1 protein-coding gene is annotated in these 742 nt (G+C 43.0%); it reads left to right on the top strand.

The window, feature by feature from the left end; genetic code table 11:
• Nucleotides 1–742: DUF6443 domain-containing protein (locus P6733_RS17860; protein ID WP_306354313.1), on the top strand; the 742-nt coding region annotated here is incomplete at both ends.

Raw genomic sequence — 742 nt, 5'->3', positions numbered from 1 at the left:
ACGACATGAGCTTTCAACCGGATGCGCTCAATGCTACGCTGAATTTTTCGGAATACACAGGACAGAGCCCATATAGTGAAACCTTCTTTGAAAACTCACCCTTGAACCGCCCACATAAAAAAGGAGCACCCGGGAACGATTGGCAAGGTAATGCAACGGATGATAACGACCATACGATAAAGTTTGAATACTTGTTAAATGACCGTGATGAAGTACGTTTCTTCGATGCAAAAACCACGTGGAATGCCGCAGCGGGATTGTACGATATCCAATTGATCGATCATGGTAATTATGAACGCAATACATTAATAAAAACCATTACCAAAGATGAAAACTGGACTGGTGGAAACAAAAACACTACGGAAGAATTTAAAGACAAACTAGGTCGTGTAGTTTTAAAAAGAACCTACCATGATGATCCCTTGGATACTTATTATGTTTATGACCTCTATGGAAATCTTACGTATGTAATCCCGCCTATGGCTGATAATCCCACCCAGCAATTGGATGAATTTTGTTACCAATACAAATACGACTACCGCAACCGAGTGGTGGAGAAAAAAATCCCCGGTAAGCAATGGGAGTTTTTACTCTATGACCGTTTGGACCGCGTGGTGGCTACAGGACCGGCCTTCACCCCTTTTGGCGGAACCGAGATGGGATGGATTATTACCAAATATGATGCCTTTGGCCGAGTGGCTTATACGGGATGGTTCAAAACATCGGCCAGTCGAAGTACATT

The sequence above is a fragment of the Flavobacterium aerium genome, assembly GCF_030766725.1.
GTDB lineage: Bacteria > Bacteroidota > Bacteroidia > Flavobacteriales > Flavobacteriaceae > Flavobacterium > Flavobacterium aerium.
Note: the sequence above shows the minus strand (reverse complement) of the source record. Positions and strands in the feature narration are given on the sequence as shown.